This window comes from Alloalcanivorax gelatiniphagus, from assembly GCF_005938655.1.
In the GTDB taxonomy this organism is placed as follows: Bacteria; Pseudomonadota; Gammaproteobacteria; order Pseudomonadales; family Alcanivoracaceae; genus Alloalcanivorax; species Alloalcanivorax gelatiniphagus.
Genome location: NZ_VCQT01000027.1, coordinates 247630 through 255685, shown reverse-complemented (window position 1 = coordinate 255685; position 8056 = coordinate 247630). Strand labels below are relative to the sequence as shown.

The 8056-nt window shown below is 67.1% G+C and carries 5 protein-coding genes; 3 read left to right on the top strand and 2 right to left on the bottom strand.

Annotated features, from left to right (window positions below; genetic code table 11):
* Nucleotides 1-154 precede the first annotated feature (154 nt).
* From FGS76_RS08920 to FGS76_RS08910, 3 genes are all read left to right on the top strand, one after another.
* The gene (locus FGS76_RS08920) at nt 155-682 is read left to right on the top strand and encodes a sigma-70 family RNA polymerase sigma factor (RefSeq protein WP_138772278.1); all 528 of its coding nucleotides are present in this window, start codon (nt 155-157) and stop codon (nt 680-682) included.
* Nucleotides 679-1680 carry a DUF4880 domain-containing protein gene (locus FGS76_RS08915; protein WP_138772277.1) on the top strand — a complete coding sequence of 334 codons (1002 nt, stop codon included), beginning with the start codon at nt 679-681 and terminating at the stop codon, nt 1678-1680. The genes FGS76_RS08920 and FGS76_RS08915 overlap by 4 nt, the downstream gene beginning before the upstream one ends.
* Nucleotides 1681-1991: 311 nt before the next feature.
* Nucleotides 1992-4223: a TonB-dependent receptor gene (locus FGS76_RS08910; RefSeq protein ID WP_138772276.1), complete on the top strand. Its 2232-nt coding sequence runs from the start codon at nt 1992-1994 to the stop codon at nt 4221-4223.
* Between the two features lie 70 nt (nt 4224-4293).
* Here FGS76_RS08910 and betT read toward each other — a convergent pair whose 3' ends face one another.
* Together betT and FGS76_RS08900 are read right to left on the bottom strand one after the other, a co-directional pair.
* Nucleotides 4294-6342, bottom strand: a complete 2049-nt coding sequence (gene betT / locus FGS76_RS08905; protein ID WP_138772275.1) for a choline BCCT transporter BetT — start codon at nt 6340-6342, stop codon at nt 4294-4296.
* A gap of 248 nt (nt 6343-6590) precedes the next feature.
* Nucleotides 6591-7925 carry a DUF58 domain-containing protein gene (locus tag FGS76_RS08900; protein WP_240692476.1) on the bottom strand — a complete coding sequence of 445 codons (1335 nt, stop codon included), beginning with the start codon at nt 7923-7925 and terminating at the stop codon, nt 6591-6593.
* Nucleotides 7926-8056 lie beyond the last annotated feature (131 nt).

Here is an 8056-nt window from a genome sequence, read left to right as displayed (position 1 = left end):
AACACCCAACCCAACACCCAACACCCAACACCACCGACCGTCCCGAACGCTTGCCACCCATGGGCCACTGCTTTATATTCTCGCTATTGATAATTATTCCTATTCGTATTCACATGGTGTCCGCTCTTGCCGCGGTCCAGACATTCCGGAAGCCATGGCCTCCACGACTTTGAACAACACCCTGAACGCCCGCGTCGGCGACCTTTACCGCGACCACTCGCCCTGGCTGCTGGGCTGGTTGCGTGGCCGCCTGGGCGGTAATAACGCGGACGCCGCCGATCTGGTGCAGGACACCTACGTCCGCCTGATCGACTCCGGGCGCTATCCGCCGCCGGGGCAGGGCAGGGCCTTTCTGGCGCGCATCGCCGGCGGTCTGGTGATCGACCTGCACCGCCGGCGTCGGCTGGAAAGCGCCTACCTGGAAGCGCTGGCGGCGCGGCCGGAGCCGGTGGCGCCGTCCGAGGAGGAGCGCGCCCTGGTGCTGGATTTGCTGGTACGCATGGACCGGGTGCTGGACCGGCTGCCCGCCCGGGCCAGCCAGGCGTTTCTGCTGTCGCGCTTTGAGGGTCTGACCTATGCGGCGGTGGCGGAGCGGCTGGGGGTGTCCCAGGCGGCGGTGCGCAAGTACATGCTCAAGGCCACCCAGGCCTGCCTGCTGGCCCTGGATGACGAGGCGCCGTGAGCGAGTCGCGCGCTTCCCTGGGGCATTACGCCCACCGCCATGGTCTGGAGCCGGCACGGCTGCAGGCGGCCCTGGACTGGCAGGTGAGCCTGTGGTCCGGCGAGCCGGACGATGGCCTGCGCCGGGACTGGGCCGCCTGGCTGGCCGCCGACCCCGGCAACCTGCGCGCCTGGACCCAGGTGGAGCGGCTGGCCGGACGCCTTGGCGAGGTGCCCGCCGACGCAGGCCGCCATGCCCTGGGCCGGCACGGCGCGGGCTTCAGCCGCCGTCAGCTGCTGGCGGGTCTGGCGTTGCTTGGCGTCGGCGCTGTGACCGCGCGTTCCGGCTGGGTGGAGCGGTCGCTGGCGGATTGCCGGGTGGGCCCCGGCGAACAGCGCACGCTGGCCCTGCCGGATGGCTCCAGCCTGAAGCTCAACACCGCCAGCGCGGTGAATCTGGCGTTCAACGGTGAGCGTCGGTTGCGGGTATTGCCGGGCAGCGAGATCGCCCTGGACAGCCGCCGCGCCGGCACCGGCCCGCTGCGGGTGGAGATGGCGGAAATGCGTCTGGACGCCGCCGACAGCCAGGTGGTGTTGCGTGATTACGGAGAGCGCCTGGCGGTGTCGGTGCTGGCGGGGCGGGTGAATGTGTTGTCCGGGCCGGGGGCGTTGAGGGCAATCGCGGCTGAAGCCGCGACCGGGACGGCCACCCTGCGCGGTGGTGAAGCCGCCTGGCTGTCCGCGGACGGGCTGCAACGCTTTCCGCTGGACCGGGCCTCGGCGTTGGACTGGACCCGGGGCGTGCTGCGCGCCGACCGGCAACCGCTGGGCGATTTTCTCGCCGAGCTGGGCCGCTACCGCCATGGGTTGTTGTATTGCGATGACGCGGTGGCCGGGCTGGTGGTGTCCGGTGCTTTCCAGGTGCCGGACACGGATTACGCGCTGCAATCCCTGGCCCAGGCGTTGCCGGTGGCGGTGCATTACCGCACGCCGTGGTTGGTGCGGGTTGGTGTGGTTTGAGGGGGGCGTATCTCTGGGCGCCGAATCGCGACTGAAGCGGAACGCCGCCCGGTCGCTCCTACAGGGGGACGCCGGGTGGTCTCCGGTTTTGTAGGAGCGGCTTTAGCCGCGATGGGGGTGGTGTGGCGGTTGGGAGATATCGCGACTGAAGTCGCTCCTACAAGGGTGGGTGTAGGAGCGACTTCAGTCGCGATTCGACACTACCCTCAAGCCCCCCAAAAAAAATTTCGCCGATGGCGTAGCACTTTCGCCGGCCTCGTTCGGGGTACTGGTATAGCCCTACGAAATACACCCCTGCAAAGGATCGGAGAATGAAGCGTTCTTCCACGTCACGGCGTCGTCTGCCCGCCGCCGGACTCAGCCTGGCCCTGTCCGCTGCCGCCCTGGCGCCGCTGCCGGCGGTCGCCGCCGAGGCCCGTGATTACCGGATCGAAGCGGGCCGCCTGGACGGCGCCCTGAGCCGTTTCGCCAGCGAGGCCGGCGTCACCCTGGTGATCGACGGTCGCCTCACCGAGGGCAAAACCAGCGCCGGCCTGGAAGGTTCCTACCGGCCCCGGGCGGGCCTGGAAGCGCTGCTCGCCGGCACTGGCCTGGAAGCGGTGCGCCAACCCAATGGCAGCTACCGGCTGCGGCGGCTGCCGGAGAGCGTCAAGGGCGAGCATCGTCTGAACCAGATCAACGTGACCTCCGCCTCGGCCTCCGGCCGGGAGGTGGACGTGGTCAATGCGCCGGCCAGCATCTCGGTGATCGGCCAGGAAGAGCTGGAAGGCAAGTCCTACCGGGACATTACCGAGGCGCTGCAGGACGTGCCCGGCGTGTACGTGGACGACGGCCCGTCCGGCAAGGGCGGCACCGAGGAAATCTCCATCCGTGGCATGGACAGCAAGTACACCCTGATTCTGGTGGACGGTCGCCCGCAGGGCTCCGGCCAGTCCTACTACAACGGTTTCGGCAGCGGCGCCGAGTATGGCTGGCTGCCGCCGATCTCCGCCATTGAACGGATCGAGGTGATTCGCGGACCGATGTCGTCGCTGTACGGCTCCGACGCCCTGGGCGGGGTGATCAACGTGATCACCAAAAAGACCCCGGACCAGTGGGGCGGCAACCTGACCCTGGAACGCACCTGGCAGAAAAACCACGATTCCGGCGACTACCAGCAGCAGCGCTATTATCTGAGCGGCCCGCTGGCGGATTCCCTGGGCCTCACCGTCACCGGTTCGCGCTATCTGCGCGACGAGGACGAGATCGAAAGCGGCTACCGCCGTTTCGACCGGGACAACACCACCGCCCGCCTCACCTGGGCGCCCACCGACAATCAGTCCCTGGCCCTGGAAGCGGGTTACGCCAACCAGGAAACCGAGGGCACGGCGGTGAACACCGGCTCCGATTCCGAGCTTTACACGGTGCGCCGCCACCAGGCCATCAATCACGACATTGTCTGGCACGGCGACATCGACACCCAGAGTTGGGTGCAGCGCGAGGAACTGGAAAACCAGACCCAGAACGCGCTCTACGAGCGGGTCACCGCCAACACCGCCACCGCCGTGCCGATCGGTGATCACGTACTGACCGTGGGCGGCCAGTACCGCGAGCAGAAAACCGAGAATCCCACCCGCGCCCTCGGCGAGCCGAACCTGGAACGCTGGGACATGGCGCTGTTCGCCGAGGACCAATGGTTCGTCACCGAGGCGCTGGCGCTGACCGGCGGCCTGCGTTGGGTGGACGATGAAAACTACGGCAGCGAGGCGGTGCCCCGGGCCTATGCGGTGTACAACCTGAACCCGAGCGTCACCGTGAAGGGCGGGGTCAGCGCCGGCTATCGCACGCCGGATCTCAAGCAGGGGGATTCCAACTGGGTGGAAGGCGGCGGCGGCCGTTCCGTGGACGGCGGCGATATCGGTAACGACGATCTCAAACCGGAAAAGAGCCTGACCTACGAGCTGGGCACCCACTGGCAGGCCTACAACGGCGTGGAAGCCTCGGTCACCGTGTTCCACACCGACTATGACGACAAGATCGAAAAACCGATCATCTGCGACCGCATCGACGGCGGCGATACCACCTGTCTCTACCAAGGCTACGACTACGAAAAGCTGTACCAGTACACCAACGTGGACGAGGCCCGGGTGCGCGGCGCCGAGGTGACCTTCGCCTTCCCGGTGGGCCACCGGGTGTCGGTGAACGCCAACTACAGCTTCACCGACAGCGAGCAATTGTCCGGCGCCAACAAGGGTAACCCGCTGAACGACCAGCCCCGCCACCGGGCCAATATCGGCGTGGACTGGCGCGCCAACGACATCACCCGGCTGTGGGCCAAGGCCCGTTACAAGGGGCGCGCGGAACAGGTGGCCGGCCGTGGTGGCCTCACCGATGAGTACCCCAGCTACACCCTGGTGGACACCGGCCTGGTGTATGGCCTGACCGATATGGTTGATGTGTATGCCAGCGTGCAGAACCTGTTCGACAAGACCGTGGATAACGACAATTTTGGTCGGATTCTGGATGGCCGGCGTTATAGCGCGGGGATCGCGGTGAATTTCTGAGGGGAGGGATCGCGACTAAAGTCGCTCCTACAGGGAGATGTTGTAGGAGCGACTTTAGTCGCGATGGGTTCTATCGAAGCATGTGCAGAAAATGCATGTGCTTCTCGTACTGATCCAACACGTCGCTGATCACCTGCTCCCGGGTGAAGCCCATCAGGTCGTAATCCTGACCGCCTTCGCGCAGGAACACATCGGCGCGGAAATACTGATCCCGGTCCGGATTGCGCTTGGCGTGGTCCAGCTGACGCATGGTGATCGACGGCCGGGTGTAGCCGCGCACCCGCACGCCATAAACGAAGTCCGTTTCCTCGGCATGGCTGACCACCAGGGTGGCCCGGTCATCGCCTTCGCGGACTTCCACTTCCAGACCATGGCCACGCAGTTCATCGGCCACCGCGTTCAGCGCCGGGGTCGCCACCTCACGCACGAACTGCAGCACCCGCACCCGGTTGGGGAAGCTGACCATGCCTCTCAGGCGGGTTTTCCAGCCGCCGGACGGCGGCGTGTGGCCCACATGGATGGCCGCCGGCGCGGTGCCCAGATTGGTCTGGAAGCTCTGCCGGCGGATGCCTTCCACCTTGAGCGAACGCAGCAGACCGAAACAGGCCAGCAGCAGCACCAGCGCGAACGGCAACGCCGAGGCAATGGTGGCGGCCTGCAAGGCCCCCAGGCCACCGGCCAGCATCAAGGCGATGGCCACGATGCCCTCGGAGCTGGCCCAGAAGATCCGCTGCCAGACCGGCGTATCGTCGTGGCCGCCGGAGGCCAGCATGTCCACCACCATGGAACCGGAGTCCGAGGAGGTGACGAAGAACACCACCACCATCAAGGTGGCCACGCCGGAGATAAAGCCGGACCAGGGGAACTGCTCCAGGAAGCGGAACAACGCCACCGCCTTGTCCTCTTCCACCAACGTGGCCAGTTGCGGATAGCTGCCATCAAGAATCATCTGGATGGCGGTATCGCCGAACACGGTCATCCAGAACAGGGTGAAGCCGGCGGGCACCAGCATCACGCCCAGGGCGAATTCACGAATGGTGCGGCCCCGTGAAACCCGGGCGATGAACATGCCCACGAACGGCGACCAGGAAATCCACCAGCCCCAGTAGAACAGGGTCCAGCCGCCCATCCAGTCCTGCGGGCCGTCTTCCAGCTTGGGCTGGTAGGTATAGAGGTTGAAGGTCATGTTGACCAGCTCGGAGAGATAGCTGCCCAGGTTCTGCACATAGGCCTTGAGCAGGAACACGGTGGGGCCCATGCACAGCACGAACAGCAACAGCAGGAACGCCAGCCCCAGGTTCAGTTCCGAGAGACGGCGGATGCCGCCGTCCAGACCGGTGACCACGGAGATCGTCGCCAGCCCGGTGATGGCGATGATCAGACCCGCCTGTACCCATTCGTTCTTGGGCACGCCGAACAGATAATTGAGGCCGGCGTTGACTTGCTCCACGCCGAAGCCCAGGGAGGTGGCCACGCCGAACACGGTGCCCACCACCGCGAACACGTCCACCGCATGGCCCAGCGGGCCATAGATGCGCTTGCCGATCAGCGGGTAGAGCGCCGAGCGCAGGGTCAGCGGCAGATTATGGCGGAAACTGAAATAGGCCAGGATCAGGCCGACGATGGCGTAGATCGACCAGGCGTGCAGCCCCCAGTGAAAGAAGGTGGCGCGCATGGCTTCCTTGGCGGCGGCGATGGTGCCCGGGTCCGCCATCGGCGGATCGCCGAAATGCAGCACCGGCTCCGCCACGCCAAAGAACATCAGGCCGATGCCCATGCCGGCGGAAAACAGCATGGCGAACCAGGAGGTGTAACTGTAGTCCGGTTCGGAGTGGTCCTTACCCAGTTTGATATCGCCGTAGCGGCTGATGGCCAGGAAAAACACCAGGGAAATCAGAATCGCCACGGTCAGGACATAGAACCAGCCCGCTTCGGAAATGATCCAGTCCTTGATGTCGGTGAAGAACGTTTCGGCGGTGGACGGCCAGATCACCGAGAACAATACCAGCCCGGCGATGATCGCCACCGAGGAGAAAAAAACGGGAGGGTTGATCAGAACCTTGGGCCGGCTTTCCTGGGCGGGGGCGTCCGGGGAAGCGGGGTCCGGGGTTTGGGCCATCGTGGGGCTCTCCTTAAATCCGTGGGCCTGAGTGCGGCAACCCACAGAGGCTAACACAGCTTGTTCGTGAGAAAAGCGTGAACCGGGGGCGGTGGATCGCGGCTAAAGCCGCTCCTACAACACCCAACGCCACCCGCTGCCCCGTTGTAGGAGCGACTTCAGTCGCGATATCCCCCCAGCCGCCACACCACCCCCATCGCGGCTGAAGCCGCTCCTACAGTTAAGAAAACTCTCCGTAGGACGCGATCTCAAAGCCGCCCGGCGCGCTTCAATTGCTGGTAGGTGTGGCCGAGGCGCTCGGCCAGGGTGGCCGGGGTGGCGGCCACCAGATGGGCGCCGGCGTGGCGCAGGCGCAGGTGCAGGTCCCGGCGCTGTTCGTGTTCGCGGGCGTCGGCGGCCACCCGCAGGGCGTCGTCCAGATCCGTCACCGGGCGCTGGCGCAGGGCCGCCTGTTCCGGCAGCTCCATGTCCGCCACCATCACCAGATGGCGGCGGCCCAGCAGGCGCACGGCGGTGAGCAGGTCGTCGGCGTCCTCCGGCTGCACCCGGCTGATGATCACCACCAGGGCCCGGCGCGACCAGCGGCCGTGGAAGTGCCGGGCGGCCTGGCTGAAGTCGCTGGCCCGGTCCGCCGGCTGCACATCGTGGAAGCCGCGCAGCAGACTCTGGATGCCCTGCTGGCCATGCACCGGGTCCAGCCAGCGCGGCTGATCGCCGGAGAACAGCAGGGCGCCGGTGCGGTCCCCCTGGCGCAGGGCCGACCAGGCCAGCAGCAGGGCGGCGTTGAGGCCGTGGTCAAAGGCGGTCAGGCCGCCGATCGGCAGTGCCATGCGGCGGCCGCCGTCGAGCAGCACCCACACGGTCTGGTTCTGTTCGTCCTGGTAATGGCGGGTGATCAGCCGGCGCCGCCGGGCGGTGGCCTTCCAGTCGATGCGGCGCGGGCTGTCGCCGGGCTGGTAATCACGCAGTTCGTGAAATTCCAGCCCTTCGCCCTGGCGCGGCTGCACCCGGTTGCCGAAGCGGCTGCGGCTGCGGTCCACCGCCAGGGCGGCGCGGGCGATGGGCGAAAAGTCCGGGTATACCGGCACCGCCCGGTCGGCGTCGATGCGCCGGCGTGCCCGCCACAAACCGCGCGGCGAGGGCAGCCACAGTTCGATGGGCCCGAAGCGCACGGTGCCGCGCCGGCTGGGGCGGTAGGGGTAGCTGATTTCCACCCGCTGGTGGCCGGGCACCAGGGTCAGGGTGCGGGGCAGGCCGGTGTGGATGTCGTCGGCGGGGTGGTGGTCGGCCACCAGCCAGCGCTCGGCCACGCCGCCGGTTTCCAGAATCAGGGTCACGGTCTGCGCCACGCCCACCGACAGCGCCGCCGGCAGACGCCGCTCGGCGGCCGGCGTGGGCCGCTGCCGCAACCGTCGCAGGTCGTCCAGCGCCCACAGTGCCAGCAACACGCCCAGCAGCGCCCACACCAGCAACGCCGGCATCGCCAGCCCCGGCATCCAGGCCCGCGCCAGCAACGGCGCCACCCCCAGCACCGCCCACGCGAGCAGGGCCTGGATCAGGCGGCCGCCGGGGATTATCGACATGCTGCCTCCGCCGGCACCGTGGGAACGACGCCGCCAATACCGGTAGGAGCGGCTTTAGCCGCGAAACGGCGGCGGCCGTCGGGCCTGATCGCGGCTGAAGCCGCTCCTACAGGGGGGGGTGGCGCGGGTGG